Below are 1,974 nucleotides of genomic sequence, written 5' to 3' on the forward strand. Positions count from 1 at the left end.
ATGATCATCCTTCCAAGCCGACCCGCGTCAGCCAGCCAGGTTCGGTGTCACCTACCCGTACAGCAGTCCCAACCGCTCAACGACTTCAAAGACGACCCACTAGGCAGACCCTTTCATCTATTCTAAAATCTTGTAGAAGGCTCAGGAAGGGGTACCAGTGGACAGCGGAGAATCAATTCGATCTGTACTATTTCTCGATTATGATAATATAGTGAGCGACTTACGTAAATTGGACGGAAAGGCAGCCGACTTGTTCGCCGCCCAGCCGGAACTGTGGGTGAATTGGCTCGAAGGGGGCATGGGTGGCCTGACTCAATCGAGACGATTCTTAGTAAAAAACCTGTACCTTAACCCTGCAGTTTACGGAAGTGCGCGCGCCGTATTCACGCGCAGCGGATTCAAGGCAATAGACTGCCCCTCGCTTACTTCGCAAGGCAAAAGCAGCGCGGACATTCACATGGTACTCGACATCATTGACGCTTTACGGCATGAGTGTGAGTATGAAGAGTTCATTATTATGTCAGCAGACGCGGACTTCACACCAGTACTTCATAGGTTGCGCGCGCACGATAGGCGTTCTGTAGTCGTAACAGCTGGGCCTGCAGCAGCGGCGTACCGTGCAGTTGCTGATCAAATAGTATCGCCTACCGACCTTTCATCTTCAGTCCTCTCTCTAGCCTCGGGTGTCCCTTCATCTGCGGACCTCGACTCTGTGGAGGCGCTGTCGCTCACACTTGACCAACAACAACCATCCACTGCGCTCGACGTTGATCAAATTCATCAGGACAGCAGCCCGACAGCAGCAGAGGTTTCAGACTCAACATCATTAGAAGATGTGACGCGGGCCGTGCGCGCTTTAATCGCTGCCTCCGAGTACCCCCTCCCGAGTGCGGCGGTTGCACAAGCAGCTCGCCAAGTGGAACCACGAGTCAAGGAACTCAACTGGTTCGGATCCGGCAGTTTTCGCTTATTCTTCCTACAACACTTCCCGGAACTCGAATTCTCCTCAGTACCGCCGCCAGGAATTATTCGCGATCCACGTCGACATCCTAAGGGTGATACACCCAGAAATCGGGAGGATCTGGCGTCAGCCGTAGAACGAGTTTCCATTGTTACCGGAATTCCGCGCCTCGACAGGGAAACCTATCTCTCAGTTTTCAAGTCGCTCGTCGATGCAGTTACCGATGAGGAACTGAGTGATCAAACGGCTCAAGTTGTCTGCAAGGTAGTTCGCGAGGAAGGAAAGCGCGTTACAGCCGACCAGATACAACAGATTATCTCTGCGCTTGTAGCTGATCACGTCCAACTCCACTTTGGTGTTAGCGTCGACGGCTTGCGAACGGTTTGGTTTGAATACGTAATTGATCTTTGCAAAAATGCGGGATTGCCTTTGTCAGACCACGAACTCGAAGAAGTCTCGATGTGGCTAAAAAACTAATCGTCCTGATTAGCGCCCTGTCTTTGAGTTGGTTGAACAGGGCGCTGGAATGGTCGCGTCTCAGCAGGTCAGTGGGCATGTGATGGCTCATTCTGGATCACGGGCATGATGTCGTAGGGCTTTGGCGGTGTTGTCCCAGCCGGCCTGGTGGAGCAGGTTTATGACAGTGTTGCACAGGGGCACCATGATTCTGGGTGCATGTTCGGTGCGTACCTGGAAGTCGTTCTCGCCGAACGTCACATCGGGCGCGTAGTGCAAACTTGTTTTCGATCTCCTATGACCTTGAACCCATGTGGCAAGAGCGCTCGGGGGCGCGCTGGTTGGATCGGCGAAGGTGATCAGGTAGATCCACCTCGACGGTCTTTTCCCGGCCATGGTCACCGTACGGCGGACTTGGGCGAGTTGGGCCGCGCCGGGTAAGTCGATCCAGTCCGGGACTGCCGCTACCTTGATGGTGCGGGCGGTTGGGACTGCTGTACGGGTAGGTGACACCGAACCTGGCTGGCTGACGCGGGTCGGCTTGGAAGGATGATCAC

General features: G+C 54.3%; 2 protein-coding genes. One reads left to right on the forward strand and one right to left on the reverse strand.

The window, feature by feature from the left end; genetic code table 11:
• The first annotated feature begins 211 nt into the window (after positions 1–211).
• A complete protein-coding gene (locus tag A5728_RS13755) occupies positions 212–1,438 on the forward strand; it encodes an NYN domain-containing protein (protein ID WP_197493177.1) in 1,227 nt (408 codons plus the stop codon).
• 87 nt (positions 1,439–1,525) lie between these two features.
• Here the strand turns inward: A5728_RS13755 and A5728_RS14865 are convergent.
• Positions 1,526–1,974, reverse strand: a 449-nt coding sequence (locus tag A5728_RS14865; RefSeq protein WP_369795634.1) for a hypothetical protein, incomplete at its 5' end; no start/stop codon positions are given.

The sequence above is a fragment of the Kocuria sp. ICS0012 genome (genome assembly GCF_001665945.1).
Lineage (GTDB): Bacteria > Actinomycetota > Actinomycetes > Actinomycetales > Micrococcaceae > Kocuria > Kocuria marina.